19 protein-coding genes are annotated in these 17,251 nt (G+C 45.5%); 15 read left to right on the forward strand and 4 right to left on the reverse strand.

Features of this window, described 5'->3' with window-relative positions:
• Positions 1-158 precede the first annotated feature (158 nt).
• Positions 159-1,508 (forward strand): glutathione-disulfide reductase, encoded by a 1,350-nt coding sequence (gene gorA / locus RMO52_RS20145; protein WP_309739088.1) that lies wholly within the window; start codon positions 159-161, stop codon positions 1,506-1,508.
• Positions 1,509-1,575: 67 nt separating this feature from the next.
• Here gorA and RMO52_RS20150 read toward each other — a convergent pair whose 3' ends face one another.
• The 3 genes from RMO52_RS20150 to RMO52_RS20160 all read right to left on the reverse strand — a co-directional run bounded on the left by RMO52_RS20150 (position 1,576) and on the right by RMO52_RS20160 (position 3,545).
• Positions 1,576-1,791, reverse strand: a complete 216-nt coding sequence (locus RMO52_RS20150; protein ID WP_309739090.1) for a hypothetical protein — start codon at positions 1,789-1,791, stop codon at positions 1,576-1,578.
• A 323-nt stretch (positions 1,792-2,114) separates the two neighbouring features.
• Positions 2,115-2,774, reverse strand: coding sequence for a COP23 domain-containing protein (locus tag RMO52_RS20155; RefSeq protein ID WP_309739091.1), 660 nt, complete (start codon positions 2,772-2,774; stop codon positions 2,115-2,117).
• 225 nt (positions 2,775-2,999) lie between these two features.
• Entirely contained in the window at positions 3,000-3,545 is a 546-nt protein-coding gene (locus tag RMO52_RS20160) for a hypothetical protein (RefSeq protein WP_309739092.1), read from the reverse strand.
• A gap of 260 nt (positions 3,546-3,805) precedes the next feature.
• Here RMO52_RS20160 and RMO52_RS20165 point away from each other — a divergent pair, with 260 nt between their 5' ends.
• Entirely contained in the window at positions 3,806-4,564 is a 759-nt protein-coding gene (locus tag RMO52_RS20165) for an HAD family hydrolase (RefSeq protein WP_309739093.1), read from the forward strand.
• Positions 4,565-4,849: 285 nt separating this feature from the next.
• Entirely contained in the window at positions 4,850-5,356 is a 507-nt protein-coding gene (locus RMO52_RS20170) for a nuclear transport factor 2 family protein (protein ID WP_309739094.1), read from the forward strand.
• Between the two features lie 27 nt (positions 5,357-5,383).
• Here RMO52_RS20170 and RMO52_RS20175 read toward each other — a convergent pair whose 3' ends face one another.
• Entirely contained in the window at positions 5,384-6,835 is a 1,452-nt protein-coding gene (locus RMO52_RS20175) for a protein kinase domain-containing protein (protein ID WP_309739095.1), read from the reverse strand.
• Positions 6,836-7,313: 478 nt separating this feature from the next.
• Here RMO52_RS20175 and RMO52_RS20180 point away from each other — a divergent pair, with 478 nt between their 5' ends.
• The 12 genes from RMO52_RS20180 to RMO52_RS20230 all read left to right on the forward strand — a co-directional run.
• Positions 7,314-7,853, forward strand: coding sequence for a COP23 domain-containing protein (locus RMO52_RS20180; RefSeq protein ID WP_310417825.1), 540 nt, complete (start codon positions 7,314-7,316; stop codon positions 7,851-7,853).
• 182 nt (positions 7,854-8,035) lie between these two features.
• Positions 8,036-8,743, forward strand: coding sequence for a serine protease (locus tag RMO52_RS20185; protein WP_310417828.1), 708 nt, complete (start codon positions 8,036-8,038; stop codon positions 8,741-8,743).
• A gap of 177 nt (positions 8,744-8,920) precedes the next feature.
• Positions 8,921-9,601, forward strand: a complete 681-nt coding sequence (locus tag RMO52_RS20190; protein ID WP_310417830.1) for an ATP-dependent Zn protease — start codon at positions 8,921-8,923, stop codon at positions 9,599-9,601.
• Positions 9,602-9,707: 106 nt separating this feature from the next.
• Positions 9,708-11,303 (forward strand): FkbM family methyltransferase, encoded by a 1,596-nt coding sequence (locus RMO52_RS20195; protein ID WP_310417833.1) that lies wholly within the window; start codon positions 9,708-9,710, stop codon positions 11,301-11,303.
• A gap of 381 nt (positions 11,304-11,684) precedes the next feature.
• The gene (acpP, locus tag RMO52_RS20200; protein WP_310417836.1) at positions 11,685-11,924 is read left to right on the forward strand and encodes an acyl carrier protein; all 240 of its coding nucleotides are present in this window, start codon (positions 11,685-11,687) and stop codon (positions 11,922-11,924) included.
• A gap of 105 nt (positions 11,925-12,029) precedes the next feature.
• A complete protein-coding gene (fabF, locus tag RMO52_RS20205; RefSeq protein WP_310417838.1) occupies positions 12,030-13,325 on the forward strand; it encodes a beta-ketoacyl-ACP synthase II in 1,296 nt (431 codons plus the stop codon).
• Between the two features lies 1 nt (position 13,326).
• Positions 13,327-13,515 carry a DUF6888 family protein gene (locus tag RMO52_RS24840; protein WP_396135063.1) on the forward strand — a complete coding sequence of 63 codons (189 nt, stop codon included), beginning with the start codon at positions 13,327-13,329 and terminating at the stop codon, positions 13,513-13,515.
• Positions 13,512-13,721 (forward strand): DUF6887 family protein, encoded by a 210-nt coding sequence (locus RMO52_RS20210; RefSeq protein ID WP_309741670.1) that lies wholly within the window; start codon positions 13,512-13,514, stop codon positions 13,719-13,721. The genes RMO52_RS24840 and RMO52_RS20210 overlap by 4 nt, the downstream gene beginning before the upstream one ends.
• Before the next feature lie 523 nt (positions 13,722-14,244).
• Positions 14,245-14,631 (forward strand): hypothetical protein, encoded by a 387-nt coding sequence (locus tag RMO52_RS20215; RefSeq protein WP_310417841.1) that lies wholly within the window; start codon positions 14,245-14,247, stop codon positions 14,629-14,631.
• 414 nt (positions 14,632-15,045) lie between these two features.
• Positions 15,046-16,230, forward strand: a complete 1,185-nt coding sequence (locus RMO52_RS20220; RefSeq protein ID WP_310417844.1) for a helix-turn-helix transcriptional regulator — start codon at positions 15,046-15,048, stop codon at positions 16,228-16,230.
• Between the two features lie 229 nt (positions 16,231-16,459).
• Positions 16,460-16,741 (forward strand): hypothetical protein, encoded by a 282-nt coding sequence (locus RMO52_RS20225; RefSeq protein WP_310417847.1) that lies wholly within the window; start codon positions 16,460-16,462, stop codon positions 16,739-16,741.
• 272 nt (positions 16,742-17,013) lie between these two features.
• Positions 17,014-17,251: hypothetical protein (locus tag RMO52_RS20230; protein WP_310417850.1), on the forward strand; the 238-nt coding region annotated here is incomplete at its 3' end.

Here is a 17,251-nt window from a genome sequence, read left to right on the forward strand (position 1 = left end):
GTCTTACCCACCCCGCCCTACGGGCACCCCTCCGAGGAGGGGATTTTCTATGAAGGGGTGGGTCAGACTATCTTAGTAGAAGTCGATTAGACTTGTAGATATACAGTTATAAAATCAGCTACATCTCCACCTTTTGGGCAAGTAAGGAGATACAGAATATGAGTTATGATTTTGACCTATTCGTAATTGGTGGCGGTTCCGGCGGGATTGCTACGGCACGACGTGCCGCAGAATATGGTGCTAAGGTAGGCGTTGCTGAATATAGCAAACTCGGTGGTACCTGTGTCAATCGCGGCTGTATTCCTAAGAAGCTGATGGTGTATGCGTCCCACTTTCCCGAACTATTCACTGATGCGGAAGGTTATGGCTGGAGTGCGGTCGAGAGTCAGTTAGACTGGCCGAAGATGATTGGTGCGATCGATAATGAGTTATTGCGGCTCAATGGGATTTATCAGACGATGCTAGATAAATCCAAGGTAGAAGTGATTCCTGCACGGGCGAAGTTTATCGACAATCATACGCTGCAAGTGGGCGATCGGACGGTGACTGCGGAGAGAATTTTGATTGCAGTCGGCGGACATCCCGTGCGTCCCGATATTCCCGGGATCGAACACGCCCTGATCTCCGATGACATGTTTTATTTACCCACTCAACCGAAGAAGATCGTTATCTTAGGTGCGGGTTATATTGGGTGCGAGTTTGCTTGCATTATGAATGGATTGGGGACGGAAGTGACCCAGATTATTCGCCCCGATCTGATTTTACGGAGTTTCGATCGCGACTTGCGATCGGCGGTGCAGGAAGGAATGACCCATCATGGCATCAAGATTATTAATAATGCCTGCGATCTATCTTTGGAAAAAACCGATAATGGCGTTAGTGTCACGGTGACAACTAAAGATGGACAGCAAACAATTCTCGCCGACGCCGTGAGTCTAGCCGCATTGGGACGCCGACCGAATACAGCCGATTTAGGACTAGAAAATACGAATGTCAAGACCCAAAATGGGGCGGTCTTGGTAGATGCAAATAGCCAGACAAATGTAGAGAATATCTACGCCGTCGGCGACTGTACCGATGAGGTTCAGCTTACACCAGTCGCTGTCAACGAAGGTCGCGCATTTGCCGATACAGTGTTTGGCAACAAACCCCGTGTCATGAACTATGCAGATATCCCCACGGCGATCTTTACCACTCCCGAGGCTGCAACTGTCGGGCTAACCGAAGAAGAAGCCCGCGAAATGCACGGTGATAATATCAAAGTTTATCGGAGCAACTTTCGTCCGATGTACTATGTCCTACCCAATAAACAGGATCGTACCCTGATGAAACTGGTAGTAGACACTAAAACCGATCGAGTCTTGGGCGCGCACATGGTCGGAGATCATGCGGCAGAAATCATCCAAGGCGTAGCGATTGCGGTCAAAATGGGCGCAAAGAAAGCAGATTTTGATGCCACTGTGGGGATTCATCCCAGCTCGGCTGAAGAATTTGTCACGATGCGCTAATTAGTCGATCTCCAGTGGCTTAGAGTGGAGACCATCGCTCGATGGTCTCCACTCCGATCTGAGAGCGTTAGCCTGTCATTTGGGCTGTGGCGGTAGTACGATCGATCCGCAAGTAGCTATCTTTGCGGAGTTTGTGCCTGAGATACTCGGATTTAAGCCAATTGGATGAGATTGTCTGGGTTGATTCACCAGAAAACCTAGTTAGCGCAGCAAAGTAGCTCTGCTGTCGCTCTGGGTAAGTAGAAAGATAGGTCTGTGCGAGCTTTACAAAGTCAGCAGGCATGAGGTCACTAAATATTGTTGCATGAATATTATCATAGGTAAGTGACTCTGGCGCATATCAATTTTATTACATTCGATCTCGGCTCTGCATCAAGATTTGGGGCAACAAAGACACCTGACTTGGTACGGTAATCCGATCCTGTCAAGCGCGATCGGTCTGTGTGGTTTTTAGCGATCGAAGCCCAGATGATACTTAGACTGGCAAGGCGCTCTTTTTCGATAGTAAATGAATTACAATCTCGCTCCATAACCGTAAATTTAGGGGCAGGTCGATATGTGTCTAGATCGCAATTTAGTTACCAAGATGTTGAATCCGACGGCAAATTAAAAGCCTGTATCGATTTTGCGCCGATTGTTAGGAGTAGATTTCTGCGAGCGGGGGAAAGCTTTTTGCTCCCAGTTACCAAGATTGACATCGAATTTTGGCGAGCTATTTGTCGCACTTTCATTAATCGAACTACTGCCATCAGCCGCAAAACTAAACATTTTTTGGATGACCGCATCAGGATTGCGGGCATTTTCGGGACTGAGTGTAAATAGTAAGTTCTTACGAGTACATTTATTGCTATTCGATCGCAATGCACAAATTACGGCTTGAGAATTTACTGTGCCAGTCGCTATTTGTAAATCTTTAAAAGTACCACCATTGATATTTGCGGCTTGCTGGAGACGTTCTGAGACGATCTGGCAGCGTTTTTCTGGGGTGAACTCTCGACCGAAACCACTGTAGTTCCAGGTCAACATTGTTGCTTGGCGATCGCCTTTTTGAACGACAGTTGTGAGATTCTGACAACTAACTCTCAGACCAGCATTGGCAATATTTCCATCTTGCGGCGCATTATTGTTCGGTGTTTCTGTGACGCGAAGCTCGGCTTGATTATTGACAATTGGTGGGAGTTGGGCTGAGGCAACTTGGGACAGCAGCGATCCAATTGTCGAAATTGCGATCGGGAGTAAAATTTGAGTGATGGTTGTCGGTTTCATGGATTCTCGATCGATATTAAAAAATATAAATATTAGAACTGTTCACATCTTACAGCAGTACATAAAACTGATAGAAATATACTCCTAAATACTATTCACTATCCACTATCCACTATCCACTATTCACTATCCACTATCCACTATTCACTATTCACTATCCACTATCCACTATCCACTATTCACTAGAACACCAGTAACTCTGTTTTGATGCAAGATGTGAAACTATTAAAAGCCGCGCTCGCTATTACTATTCGACACTCTGGTTTGCTGAGTATTTTGAGTAGTTTGCACGCTAGAGCTATTGCGAATTAACTGTTTTCGGGCGCTATCATAGCTATAATAACCTGGGTTGATATCGGCACTGGGCTGAATGCAAACTGTATCGGTAGTAATCCCATTGATAAAGACTAATCCGGGCGCACAAGCAATCCGCGTGACACCCCATTGGTTGAGTACGGGCGCTACTCTGTCTGTATTTTGACTAGCCTCGATCCGAAGTTTCTCTTTGGCAATATCTGCATCCGCCGCAATCTTGGCTTTTTTGACTTCAGCATCGGCATTGATTTGAGCCGAACGACTGGGTGGATTAATCAAGCTATTAATCAGTGACACGCCCACAGTGATGAGATCTGGTGCCCGATCCTGTTGAGCGAGTAAAGTCTTGTTGGGTGTGGGATTTAGGTTTGCCGTTGGCTGAGTGGCGCTGTAGGCTGGCGAGCCAGCGATGAGGAGCGTTGAGAGGACGAGCAAGCTAAGTTTTCGTGTGTACATGTGTGTGATTTTCCCCCAGTAATCCGTGCATATTTTCGATCTACACTATTTTCAGATCGGTTTCCGCATTTATTGACATAGAGACTTAAATTATGGCTGTCGATCGCGTATTATCGCTACCGATAAATAGCTGAGTTGTTACTGGAAAAAAGGTGCGGTACTAAAGTCTAGGCGATTGCCCTTGTAAATTGCTTTCGGTGCCCTTTGTCTGTAACCTGGGAAGATGCCCGCCATCGGTACTTTATTCTCGATCGATACCTATGCTCGATAGTTCAACCTTAATCGCTCGATGGACAGATATTCAACTGATTGCCACTGATGTTGACGGTACGCTCACGAGTAATGGCAAATTTACACCTGCATTATTGCAAGCGATCGACAGGCTGACTGCTAAGGGGATCCAGTTATTATTAGTAACGGGGAGATCCGCTGGCTGGGTGAGTGCTGTCAATAATTATCTCCCAGTAGCCGGGGCAATCGCCGAAAATGGTGGTGTCTATTTCGATCGCAATTTTAGTGGCTTCGATTTTCTGACGCGGCTTGAGAGTATCGAAACCCATCGCGCCGAGTTGGCGGAACGGTTTTGGGAGTTGCAAGCGCGTTATCCCCAAATCGAGGAATCTAGCGACAATCAGTTTCGGATTACTGATTGGACATTTGATGTGGCTGGCTTGACGGATGTCGAGTTAGGAGAAATTGATACTCAATGTCAACAATGGGGTTATAGTTTTACCTTTAGTACGGTACAATGTCATCTCAAACCGCTGCACCAAGATAAAGGTGCGGCGATTTTAGCTGTGATCGATCGCTATTTTCCTCAGCTTAAACCGAGCCAAATAATTACTGTCGGCGATAGTCCTAATGATGCGAGTATGTTCGATCGAGCCTTATTTCCGCATTCGGTTGGGGTTGCCAATATTCAACATTACAGTACCCAATTAGCCCATCATCCTCAGTATGTGACTCAGTTGTCAGAAGTCGCCGGATTTTGTGAGTTGGTAGATTTACTGGGGGCTTAACGAGAGCAAGGGGTCTGCTTGGTGCAACACATTCGCCAGGGATCCTCCGCCTGAAAAGCATCCGCTGCAAGGTTGCGCTCAATCTGGAGGTTCCCTCCGTGACGAGCGCATCCGCTGCTTGGTGGAACGCTATTCACGAGGGAACCTCAGCAAAGGTTCCATCCGCTAAATTCCTATCCTAAAAACTCAATTATTAATTATTAATTATTAATTATTAATTAATTCAAGGAACCTTTAAGTTACACTCTACGTCAGTCCGGGCAGTGCAGTCAATTAATATTAACAATGAGTTTTCCTTTCACTAAGAATTCGCCGATCGCGACAGTAATTCTCTCAGTTGCGATCGTGGCAATTGCACCTGCATATGCAGACACTAATTCCAAAATTCAACCTCAAATCCAAACCAATTACAATCAAATTAATGCCGCCTTTATCCGCCGAGATATTCAAGGTGCCACAGCTCTATTCACTCCAGACTATGTGAGCATCAACCCTGAAGGTGAAAAACAAACCCTAGCTCAGTTTCGCGAGCATTATAGCAATTTGTTTACGCGTTTCAATATCAAATTAACATCTAATAAAGCGACAATTAAAACAATTGCTGTTAATAGTAGCGGTTTAGATGTCGCGATCGAGCAAAAGACCGTAGGCACGATCGCTGGCTTTAATAAAATCATTATCGATCAAACATCTCGCGACTCTTGGCTCAAGACTCCCCAAGGTTGGCGATTGAAGCAAAGCAAGATCCTCACTAGTCAAACGACATTTAATGGTAAAACTTTTAAAAGTTAGTTTCGATTTGTATTCGCTCGCCCGCGCTCAGTTAATCTTGAATGAATTCACGATCGTCATCGCAGTATCTAAAAATTGGTAGTAGCGATCGGGTGTAGCTCTATAGGTAATAATATAAGCTCTGCCGCGCTCGATCGTCCAAACTTCCAGATTTTTGACTGCTAAGGAATTTTCATCTCGACCCGTATATACGATTAAATTTCCCGGTCGATTGGCTACAGTTATCGGGCTAGATTCGACGATTTTGGCAGCTCGATCGTACTTAGAAATTTCGGCGATCGTCGATTGAGTATAACTAGCCAGACTAGTCTGTGGATTTGTTAAATTTTCTACCCTAATCGAGATATTTTCGCGGTTTTTACTAGCTTTATTCTGAATTAGATTGGTGAAGATTACCTGCTCTCCCGTAACGATGTTAGCTAAATCCTGTTGCTGCCAAGTAGTCGGATATTTGACTTCGATCCGGGCTGTTTTATTAGTATAGTTTTGCCAACCGCTGCTATTAGTAACGAGCTGAGGCGGATTGGGAGTCGCAACGACTGTTGAGGCGGCTAGCTGTGGTTTATTGGTTGAAGTCAAGAAGAATCTAAGAGTGCTAAATCCAACTACTAACGCACCGATAGCAGCACCCAATAATAAATAAGGTTTGGAGCGGTTACTCGCGGGTATTTGGGTGAGCGCAAAGGCATGAAGTGCCTGCAATACTTCATCTGCGGATTGATAACGATTGCGGTAATCGGGACGCACCATCCTATTGATGATTTCTACTAGCTTTAAGTCAATTTTGACTTCATCTCGCCATTTTATTTCATAACTGTGGCTATCTTTTTCGAGCGGATATCTACCAGTCAGCGCCTGAATTGCGATCGCACCAACTGCATAAATATCGCTAGTCAATTTAGGAATATTTTGCTCTTGTTCGTAAGGTACATAACTCGGATCGTTAAGATTGCGAGCCTCATTTTCAGGTATTTGCCAGGTACTGCCCAAATCTTTTAGACAACTATAGCCAATTAAATAAAATTTGCCATTATCGCGATGTCTAATAATATTGTGAGGATTGATGTCTTGGTGGATATATTTGAAACTATGGAAAAATTTCAAAATCTCCATCAACTCTACTAAGAAGTCAAACGTTTGGGTTTGACTCCAAATCGCACCTGGAGTCAATTGGGCACTGAGCGGTTCGCCGTCGATATATTCGCGGACTAGATAGCGATTGCCATCCACTTCAAATTTAGTAATCAGAGTAGGGATTTGGGGATGTTTTCCGAGTTGATGAGCGATCGAGCATTGAATACCAAATAGCTGTTCGGTTAGAGATGGTACCCGAACGTTGTCAATGTAATCTATTCTTTTGATTACATAAAACTGTGAGTCAATTAAATCTAAATCTTTGACTAAATAAGTAGCTCCAGATTTACCGATGCCCAGAACTTTAACTATTTGATAATGAGAGTGAAGGATCGTACCTAACATATAGTGATAATGAGTTAAATCTGGTAAATGCGACCAAGCAGATGAAAGTCAGGCTCGGTGTCTGCCCTACCGGACTCAGTTGCTAGTTGGAACTCGACTTTTAGCTGCGATCGATGACTTGAGCAACGCCGTAAAAATCGGCCGGCTATTGCGATTTTGACTTACGATTGCCCATTTTGCTTCCGCTATTGTGATGAAATTAACTTAATTGCAGTCGCAGCCGATTCTTCAGCAGCCTACGCACGATCGGGTCGAAAATGATGCGATTGAGCAAAGCTCACACTTCGTGAACGCGAGCGCATTTTGCCTCATACATTTAGCTGATTCTACACTTCTAAATTCAGTACATATGCGGTGTTCTACTAATGAGAATAACTTCTAACTATGTCTATAATAGTTGATAAATTAGCGAGAGTCTCGATCGCGATGCTAAATCCCTAGTACCTAGCGACCGAGCCAACTATTTTATCTAGACACCATGTTGAGAATACTCCCCTGGCTCCGTAACTGTTCGGGTGTTTTACTCGTGAGTACGCTCCTAACAATCGAATCGCAATGGTTGCAGCCCAGTCAAGCGCAATCCACCCGCAAATTTAGCTGTGAATTATTGAGTGGAGCGCCCACGACGGTAGTGAAAACTGTGCGCGGTAGCATCCCGATGATCCACTGGGTTAAGTCGTTTACCGGACGATATAACAATCGCAACCAGCGCTGTCATGAAGTATCCAGTAGACTCGATCGCTTCCATCGCGATGGTAAGTTAAAATTTGTCCGGACTGGCAATGTCAATACATATCCCGTCCTCTGTGTTGATGAGGGCATTAGTGGCAATACTTGCCCCAAAAATAACGTCTTGGTAACTCTTCCCAAAGGTACCGACTCGGCGGTAGTACTTCAACAACTGCTCGACTTACGGGCACGGGCTTCCGGACGCATCGTGCAGCTCAGCGGCACGCAATTAGTGCGCTATCGTAATGGTGATGCTTATGTTAGTATCGATCGACTATTAGGTGATTAGGTAAACTCACAAAATTAGTAGTGAATAGTGAATAGTGAATAGTTTTGGTACTTAGAAGTAAGTGTTGAGGGGGCTTACTCAGTTCTTGTATACTGGTGTAAGCGATCGATCCTAAACATAGGAACTCCAAGCTGGCACAATATCTTTACCTATTTTGCGGTTTCATCGGGCAACATTAACGAATGCCATCGCGCCAACATCAGCTTACTCCTTGGGTCGTGAATCTGGCAATACTCGGCACTGCGGCGGTATTTATCAGCCGGATTCTGTGGCAAATATTGCGCCCCAATGTCAGCGATATTGCCAAACAGATCGCCGTGAGGATCGATGGTGCTAATACTGGCTCTGGCGTCATCATCGAACACCGAGGAGATCGATATCTAGTGTTGACTAATTGGCATGTAGTCAACGTCGAGCAGCCACCGATTGCCACTCAATCATTTAAAATAGCCACTAGCGACGGGCGTCAGCATTCACTCTCACCGCGCCAGATCTCCAGAATTGGCAAGCTAGATTTAGCTATTTTAGAATTCCAGAGTCGCTACCGCTATCCAGTCGCCAGCATCGGCAATTCTGACAAATTACAGGAGGGTGAAACTGTCTATGTGTCAGGGTGGGCAGATCCTAGCCCTCAATTACCGACTAGAGTATATCAATTTTTGGTCGGCAATCTCTCAGGAAGGATAGATCGACCGCAGGATGGTTATGCTCTAGTATATACAGTGAACGCCCTCCCAGGGATGAGTGGCGGCCCCGTACTCGACAGTCGCGGCAATTTAGTCGGTATCAATGGACGCGCGACAGTCGATTTACGCACTGGGACGGTGAATGCAGTACTGGGAATCGATATCAATCGCTATCTTCGCGCTAGTGGCAAGTTAGGCAGGTAGATGGGAGATGGTAGTGGATAGTGGATAGTGGATGACAAAGTTTTTCAAAGTGGGATAATTGAGATTGTCTTGTTTATGGCGATCGCGATCGTGAGAATAGTGCTGTATTTTAAAATAATTAACTATCATCTCCTATCTCCTATCTCCCATCTCCCATCTCCCATCTCTCATCTAGTAATGAATTTAGATAACCCAACCAAGCAAATTTCCTTAAATTTAGTTGCGATCTGTATATTTGGGATGACTATTTCCAGCTTAGTCACACCACTATTACACATTTCTTCGACAGTACCAATTTTAATTATTTTTGCGATCGTAGTGGGCACGACAATCGATAATTTTTTCCTCAAAAGTATCGGTGCTACCCTATTTTTAGATGCACTTGCGGGCACTAAGTCAGCATATCGCCAACGGATTATCAATCATGAAGCCGGACATTTTTTAGTTGCTTATTTACTAGACATTCCGGTTACTGGATATACGCTGAGTGCGTGGGAATCTGTCAAAGCCGGACAATCGGCGCAGGGTGGAGTAATGTTTGCCGCACCACCTGTGGATATTTCCAGTCAGTTGCTCCAGAGTTATTGTACGGTATGGATGGCGGGTATTACTGCTGAAAAATTGGTGTACGATCGATCGGAAGGCGGTAGCGAAGATCGTCAAAAACTCAGGGGTGTATTGTTTCTAGCAGGTAAACAGCAGCAAGAAATCGTCCAGCAAGAAAATCTAGCCGCACTCAAAGCCAAAACCCTAATTCAAGCTAATTGGGCAGCTTATCAAGCTTTAGTTGTCTCGATGGGCGAACGTGCTAGTGTTAGCGATTGTTGTCAGACGATCGCAGCACTTACTATATCTTAAATAGCTCAATTCTTAACTAGATTATTATTATAGTAAGATTTAAACCTTACCCTAATAACCTAATTATTAATTATTAATTATCAATTATCAATTATCAATTAACGACATGGCTATTGATTTCGATCCCAAAACTGCTTACTTAGAATATGTCAGACATAATCAAGTCGAAATCTCCCAGACAGCTATCGAGCAACTCACCCATGTCTTGGATAATTGCCAGTGGGAAGAACCGCAGACAGCCTTAGATTGGAATAACTTAGCCGTATCAGCGCTAATTTCCGCCCAGAGCTGCGATAACTCTCTCACCCATGGTTTGTATGCCGAAATCGCTTTTGATGCTGTGCAAGTCGGATCGGAATTAAATCAGCACCCACTCTGCTTGGCACATCTAGCCATGCTCAACTGTATGCTGGGTAACTACAGCGAGGCGGCTCAGATTGCTTTTAGTGCCTTTATTAATAACCTTCAGCCTACCTATACCGAAGCCAAAATTGCACCGGGGATTGTCTATATTCCGCCCCTGACAAGTACGCATATTACCAATGGTCGCAGCGAACAACTGCAAAGAATTTTAAACACAGATAATGGTCACACTCAAGCCATGTTGATGCTATCAGAAGTACTCTGCCGCACGCAAATTGTATTAGACAATCAAACTGGATTACGGTTGTTGCATCTAATGAATCAACTGATGCCCGATCTAATTTTTCCGAATCTGCGTTTGGGTATTTATAGTATCGGCAATCAGGAGTTAGAAGGATTAGTTTATCTACATCAAGCTAGGGATATTGCCCCAGACTACCCAACAATTTTGCAGTCATTATATCTCGCTTATCTAGATTTAGAACAGCCAGAATCAGCCGAATATTGGCAAAAGATCGGGATAGATTATGCCAGCCAGAGATTAATTAAAATACCGTGGCAATGGACGCAACTGGCGATCGATAGTCCCTGGACTTATATCCCCTTTGATGAGTCGGTAATGGCACTAGCGATCGCGGCTACTCTCCAGAGTCCGACTACGCGCTGTCTCCTCGCTGAAGGGGATTGGTACGAGCGAGAATTAGAGTTTTGGCGACAGTATCTACAACCGGGAATGAACGCGATCGATATCGGTGCCAGCTTTGGGATCTATACATTTAGTGCGGCAGCTAGAGTTGGCATCAATGGGGTGGTTTACGCGATCGAACCATTTGATGAAGCCGTCGATTGTCTGCATGAAACTTGTCGCATCAACCAGATCGAAAATGTCCGCGTATTCAAAAATGCGATCGGCGATCGCGATGGGATGGCAAGACTAATTTTACAATCAAACTGTGAATTTAATTGCCTAGCTTCCAGCGATGACTCGATCGATCCAGGGACAGAAACAGTCGAAGTTCTCTGCATGACCCTCGATACATTTGTGAGCCAAGCTGGCATCGATCGATTAGAGATAATTAAAATTTCAACTGAAGGCAATGAACTCGCAATTCTGACAGGTGGCGAACAAACATTGGCTAGATTTGCGCCGACAATTATTTATAATAGCTACACCACTAAAGGGATCGATCTCGCCGCCGCACAATATTTACTCGATCGCGATTACGAACTATTTCGCTATCAACCCTATCTCCAGCAATTAATTCCCCTAGTAAATGAGTCGGATTTTGCCGAAGTGATGAAAGCGATTGCAATTCCGAAGGTAGGGGGTAGAGGGTAAGAGGTAATGGGTAAAAGGTAAGAGGTAAAAGGTAAAAGGTAAGAGGTAATGAATGGAAATCGGATACAGATGTCTAAATCTTTGGTGATATCTGTAGGTTTAGGTTGTGCATAAGGCAGACTAACGCCAACGGCGCACCGTACCTCGATTAGACTAGAGCAAAAGACTGTCGCACAAGTCACAAGTCACTAAACCTGCGGTACGTCACCCATTACCTTTTACCTTTTACCTCTTACCTTTTACCTTTTACCCCTATTCCCTCACCCCTAACCCCTATCCCCTCTTTTGGTGCATTTTCATATTAAGATGTAGAGTGCTATTGACGTACCCTCAAAGCGGGCGCGACTGGACGATCGTTATTCAAACTAACAAGGAACATATATGAGCGCAGATGTATTGGCTAAAGTTCAAGCCGTAATTGCAGACAAATTGGAAGTAGACGCTAGTAAAATTACGCCTGAAGCCAATTTCACCGATGACTTGGGTGCGGATTCCCTTGATGTCGTCGAACTCGTCATGGCACTCGAAGAAGAATTCGATGTTGAAATTCCTGACGAAGAAGCCGAAAAACTGCAAACAGTTCAATCCGTAGTTGACTACATCAACGTCAAACAAGGCTAGTACCGCTGTCAAAGTATGAACTATGCGGTGCAGCAATGCGGAGATTTCCTCCGCACGGAGCACAGCCCTCACCCTAGCACCTCACCTCTCATCTCTATATCCATCATGGTAAATTCCGCTCCACAATCTCCGCGAAGCGATTCGGCAAAGCCGACGCTAAGCGATCGCAAACGTGTTGTTATTACTGGTTTAGGCGCGATTACGCCCATTGGAAACACTTTAGCTGAGTATTGGGAAGGCTTGGTGAGTGGACGGAATGGGATTGGGGCGATTACGCACTTTGACGCGTCCAAGCACGACTGTAGGATTGCGGGAGAACTCAAAAATTTCGACCCGCTGCTGTATCTCGAAAAGAAAGCAGCTAAACGGATGGATCGTTTTGCTCAATTGGCTGTCTGTGCTACCAAGCAAGCCATCTTCGATTCGGGATTGACGATCGATCCGACCAATGCCGATCGAGTCGGTGTTACGATCGGGACGGGGATTGGTGGACTGAAGATCCTCGAAGAACAACAAGAAATCTACTTGACAAAAGGCCCCAGCCGTTGTAGTCCATTCATGATTCCGATGATGATCGCCAATATGGCAGCCGGACTCGTCGCGATCGAAATCGGTGCCAAAGGCCCCAACTGCTGTACCGTAACGGCCTGTGCCGCAGGTGCAAATGCGATCGGTGAAGCATTTCGACTAATCCAGGGTGACTACGCCACAGCGATGATTTGCGGCGGTACAGAAGCCGCAATCACACCCCTGGGCATCGCTGGATTTGCTGCGTGCAAAGCCGTCTCCACCCGCAACGACGACCCCCTCCACGCCTGTCGTCCGTTTGATGTCGGACGCGACGGCTTCGTCATGGGCGAAGGTTCCGGCATATTGGTACTTGAAGAACTCGAACACGCCCAAAATCGCGGCGCGAAAATCTACGCCGAAGTCGTCGGCTACGCGATGACCTGCGATGCCTATCACATGACCGGACAAACCCCCGGCGGTGTCGATGCTGCCCGCGCCATGTCCCTGTGCCTCAAAGATGCCCGACTAGCACCCGAAGCCGTCAGCTACATCAACGCCCACGGTACCAGCACCCCCATCAACGACCCCACCGAAACCGCCGCCATCAAAAAGGCACTCGGCGACCACGCGTACAAGATCGCGGTCAGTTCCACCAAATCGATGACCGGACACCTCCTCGGCGGTGCAGGCGGCATCGAAGGAGTAGCATCCGCCCTCGCCATCCATCACAGTATTATCCCCCCCACGATCAATCTCGAAACTCCCGAAGAAGGTTGCGATCTCGATTATGTCCCCCATGTCAGTCGCGCTGCCAATGTCGATGTCGTGTTATCCAATTCCTTCGGTTTTGGCGGACACAATGTGACTCTGGCATTCCAGAAATACGTGTAAAATGGAACCTAACAACGAACAAGCTCAGGGTCTTTATCGACTTTGTTATCGATTGACTAACGTAATTTATACTGGCTGGCAATACAGAGCTATAGAACTCGTCAGAATCGATGAGCGAACAGGGAATGTATACGTGCTGGCTGGTGATAGTGATTTTGAGATTAAGCCGACAGGAGGGTATGAGCCATGACATCAGCTAATTATGAAACGATGGGACTTGGTGAGCTACGTCAATATGTACTTACCCATCGTGAAGATATTCAGGCTTTTCATGTGTATGTAGATCGATCTAAAGCATCAGGGCGGATGATTACGATCGATCCCACCGATCCTCGATGGGAAGCAAATTTACTCCAGAGAATTGAATCGCAAACATCTGGTGAAGCGAATAACTAGAATACAAGTAGGGTGGGCATTGCCAACCAGTATATTATCGATTTAATTAAATAGATTTTAAAACAGATATTCGATCGATCGATTAGTATGATGTTATACGATCTAAATCTCTCAGATTGAATTGGAGATTGTAAGCGATCGCAAGATAGTATCGACTCTGATTGCTTCGGCTAAATATAGTCTGTGGGCATTGCCCACCCTACATTTTTAATAAGGTGGAAAATTGCGATCGCTTAATCCAATTTATCGATCGCCATACCAATCGTGGCACAGAATACAAGTCGTGTCGTCCCAGTAGGGTGGGCAATGCCCACCAATATATTATCGATTTAATTCAATAAGTATTTGACGACCTGATTAAATAGATTTTAAAACAGATATTAGAGCAATTAGTAAGATGGTATCGGTTACATAGGCGCTTCCTCCCCTTTTGTTAGTTGAAGCGATCGAAAGATAGTATCGGCTCTGATTGCTTCGGTTAAATCTAGTCTGTGGGCATTGCCCACCCTACATTTTTAATAAGGTGGAAAATTGCGATCGCTTAATCCAATTTATCGATCGCCATACCAATCGTGGCACAGAAGAACTTCCGGAGATATTCGGTGAGGGCGTTGGAGTAGAAGATCTGGGGGTGGAATATCTAGATCGATTTCTCGATCGAGACTGGGTGCAACTCCAAAGTTATTGGCAATCTCAAAGTGACTATTGGATCGAAGCCTTAACTTTATTACTCGGAGATATCGATTTAGCTCAATCGAGCAATATTCTAGTAAATATTGTTTTATTAGGTAGCGATGAATCAGCTTTGAATGCGATCGAATATGTTCGAGATTTTATCGGTGCATTGAATCCTGAAGTTAGAGATCGGATTGAAGCGAAGATGTCTACAATCGTTTCAAAGCGATTTTAGCGATCGTACTTAGGTATTTTTTGTATATTTAAGATTGCGACCTTACCAAGTACTGAAGCAATCGATTCCGCAAGCGGACGCTACGCGTTGGCGTAGCCTCGCCTCTGGCGATACGGCTCAGGTCAGCAGCAACAGAAAAAGTGACAATCCATTGCCGATCGGCTGCTAGCTCTAAAAGTTACTTAGAGCTAAATAAACAAGTAATTTGGCGTATTCTAATTAACTGAGTTAAGTAGCTACAATTTAGCAGCAAGCTGTAATCCACGCTACATTTTTAGTTTCCTGTGATGTAAATCACTGGCAAACACTCGATCTAACACACAGCTATTAGTAATAATAACGTCGAAATAGAACATAATTATCGATTAGACAATCGTTCGACCGTGAGTAGTTAATTTAAAATTTGATAGCACCGTGTTAACTAAAAAAACAACTTTAGAACGGTATCCCTACCATCATAATCCACCAGCGCGATCGAGACCCAGTGCCAATACGGGAGCGGCACAAACCGATAATTTAGGACAGTCGATCGGTGTTACCCTGCTAAGTCGATCGCCGATCGACATTCATTACTCTTACATCAGTAATATTCGGCTCGTCGATTTGCAGTGGCAAAAGACATTTACCCTAGAACGGAGTCCGCTCGATACAGATTATACGATTTGCGTGCCGATCTCCGGTCGGATCGAGTGGCAACACGCCCCCCATCTGGTAACGACAGCAGTGGCGATCGATCCAGATGGTGCGTTTCCAGGGATTGCCAGCACGAACGGACGGGTATTGGTGGTGGGATTCGATCGCTCATCGATCGAGTTGGTACTGGCTAAATTGCTCGATCGCGAGTTAAAACAGCCGATTTCGTTCGAGTCGGCGATCGATCTCGATACCGATTTTGGCACGAGTTTGAAAGAATTTATCGAATTTTTGGGACGATCGCACGCTCCGGGGCTGAATCTTACCTCACCCACGATTCAGGAAGAACTCGCAGGTGCGTTATTGACTTGCTTGCTTAAAGGAGTCAAGCATAACTACTCCGACGAGATCTTGTACTGCTGTCAGGGCGCGTTTGCTTGTTATGTCAAACAAGCGAGTTCGTTTATCGCGGCGCATCTTCAGGAGGAGATCGAACTCGCTGATATTGCCGCTGCGGTGAATATTTCGCCCCGACTGCTCCAAAAAGCCTTTGCCCAAGAATGTGATTGCTCGCCGATGCGCTTTGTCTCGCGATCGCGGCTAGAGCGGATCCGGCAGGAATTGGAACGATCGAGCGATGCTACGCGGATTATCGACGTGATGATGAATTACGGCATCACTCAGGGGGGCAAGTTTGCCAAGGAATATCAGCAATTATTTGGTGAAAAGCCTTCGGATACCCTCAAACGCGCCAGTCAACTCGATCGACACCCGCGTATGTGGCAAGAGATCGACGATGCCTGCTCCGAGCGGATCGTTGGCGGAGCCGTCATCGCTCATACCGCAGGTAGCAGTCGCTCGGTGCCCATGCCCCCATGCGATCGCGCTCCGGCACTCTGGGGTAGTTACTGGCGATCGATCGGGATCGATCTGAGCGCACGGCTGTATGGCGATCTCGATGTCTAAAAATAAATTGAATGTGCCAAATACGATCCGATTCGGACATTCGAGTTCGCAATTGACATTTTTCAGAATAAAATTGCGGCGTATTATAGACCTATTGAAACATTCAACTTCCAAGCAGCTCGATCGACAGCGTTACTCAGTCAAATCTACTTTGAAATGAACTCGTTCTCAGCTAAATTTTGGGGGTTGAAATGGCATCATTCACTATTTACTTTCTTGGAGAAATCTCATGACTAATAACTTGTGGATCGAACTGTCTGATGATTCCGCTCAAAATATCAGTGGTGGTTTTGACTTCGGAACTAGCTCGTTGACAACAGTAAAATTTGGTTTCCTCTCTGGTAGCTTGATTGCGGCTGAAACTGCGATTAAAGGAAATACAGCCATTGGTGAATCTGATAACACAGCGGTCGGTCACAGCACATTTACCAACGGTGTTGTAATTAACACTGCGGTTCAAGGTATGGGTTCTTCGACAAAAGTTACTGGCGTAGCAGCAGCAAATCACTAAGTCGTATCGCCAGAGGCGAGGCTACGCCAACGCGTAGCGTCCGCTTGCGAAATCAATGATTTAAGTTTAGATCTAATAGCTTAAATTATCGCTAGCCAATCGAACTAGAGAACCGATTTAGATCGCCTTTGTTCTCTAGTTCTTCATCAGCAAATTTAAGCGATCGATATTTGTGGCCAAAAATAGCAATTGCCCAGAAGCTCGATGTTTTCTTAACTAAATAAGTAGTGGCGTACCGTAGCACGCCCGAATCGCCCATAGATTATTTTTTTATGACCGAAACAACTACCAAAAGTTCATTTAAACAGTTTTTAGATGACTTTTGTATTGAAGAAATTGCCGACGTTATAGCTGCTAGTATATCTGGTGGTGCGGGAGCAAAAGTGAATGCCAACGCTGCTGCCTCTGGGGATTTAACCTTTGTCGGGGCATATGCAAAAACGTACGCCGAGCAGATTGCTGACGTGGGGTCGATCGCCTTTGGTTATGGGGCGAGTATCGCATTCGGCG

This window comes from Chamaesiphon sp. OTE_8_metabat_110 (genome assembly GCF_031382685.1).
In the GTDB taxonomy this organism is placed as follows: domain Bacteria; phylum Cyanobacteriota; class Cyanobacteriia; order Cyanobacteriales; family Chamaesiphonaceae; genus Chamaesiphon.

Coding starts and splice junctions, on each gene's coding strand:
- RMO52_RS20175 (WP_309739095.1), bottom strand. CDS start 6,835: ATGTTAGGTACGATCCTTCACTCTCATTATCAAATAGTTAAAGTTCTG.
- RMO52_RS20150 (WP_309739090.1), bottom strand. CDS start 1,791: ATGCCTGCTGACTTTGTAAAGCTCGCACAGACCTATCTTTCTACTTAC.
- RMO52_RS20160 (WP_309739092.1), bottom strand. CDS start 3,545: ATGTACACACGAAAACTTAGCTTGCTCGTCCTCTCAACGCTCCTCATC.
- RMO52_RS20210 (WP_309741670.1), top strand. CDS start 13,512: ATGACATCAGCTAATTATGAAACGATGGGACTTGGTGAGCTACGTCAA.
- RMO52_RS20185 (WP_310417828.1), top strand. CDS start 8,036: ATGCCATCGCGCCAACATCAGCTTACTCCTTGGGTCGTGAATCTGGCA.
- RMO52_RS20190 (WP_310417830.1), top strand. CDS start 8,921: ATGAATTTAGATAACCCAACCAAGCAAATTTCCTTAAATTTAGTTGCG.
- RMO52_RS20165 (WP_309739093.1), top strand. CDS start 3,806: ATGCTCGATAGTTCAACCTTAATCGCTCGATGGACAGATATTCAACTG.
- RMO52_RS20180 (WP_310417825.1), top strand. CDS start 7,314: ATGTTGAGAATACTCCCCTGGCTCCGTAACTGTTCGGGTGTTTTACTC.
- acpP (WP_310417836.1), top strand. CDS start 11,685: ATGAGCGCAGATGTATTGGCTAAAGTTCAAGCCGTAATTGCAGACAAA.
- RMO52_RS20170 (WP_309739094.1), top strand. CDS start 4,850: ATGAGTTTTCCTTTCACTAAGAATTCGCCGATCGCGACAGTAATTCTC.
- RMO52_RS20225 (WP_310417847.1), top strand. CDS start 16,460: ATGACTAATAACTTGTGGATCGAACTGTCTGATGATTCCGCTCAAAAT.
- fabF (WP_310417838.1), top strand. CDS start 12,030: ATGGTAAATTCCGCTCCACAATCTCCGCGAAGCGATTCGGCAAAGCCG.
- RMO52_RS20195 (WP_310417833.1), top strand. CDS start 9,708: ATGGCTATTGATTTCGATCCCAAAACTGCTTACTTAGAATATGTCAGA.
- gorA (WP_309739088.1), top strand. CDS start 159: ATGAGTTATGATTTTGACCTATTCGTAATTGGTGGCGGTTCCGGCGGG.
- RMO52_RS24840 (WP_396135063.1), top strand. CDS start 13,327: ATGGAACCTAACAACGAACAAGCTCAGGGTCTTTATCGACTTTGTTAT.
- RMO52_RS20155 (WP_309739091.1), bottom strand. CDS start 2,774: ATGAAACCGACAACCATCACTCAAATTTTACTCCCGATCGCAATTTCG.